This window comes from Aquabacterium sp. A08 (assembly GCF_011742065.1).
The window spans coordinates 1-254 of the sequence record NZ_JAAQQT010000335.1; the positions used below are offsets into that span (position 1 = coordinate 1).

1 protein-coding gene is annotated in these 254 nt (G+C 66.9%); it reads left to right on the forward strand.

Features of this window, described 5'->3' with window-relative positions; genetic code table 11:
- On the forward strand, positions 1–254 hold a 254-nt coding region (locus HA630_RS27000), incomplete at both ends, for a hypothetical protein (protein WP_166832079.1).

The window sequence follows — 254 nt, forward strand, 5'->3', positions numbered from 1 at the left end:
CTGGTCTTCATCCTCGCGACCAGTGGCGAAGCGGCGTACTACGTGCACCGCCTGGCGTTTCTCAGTGGCTTTGTCGGGCTCATGTTCGGGGCGCAGTTGCACGTGCTCTGGCGACACCGCCAGCGCAGCTTTGCCGCCCACTTCACCCTGTTCACGCTGGTGGGGCTGTGCGGCGTCATGGGGCTGCGGGCCGTGACCGCGCTGCTCGAACCGCCGCCGCTGGGCATTTACAGCTACAGCCCGATGCAGGCGGT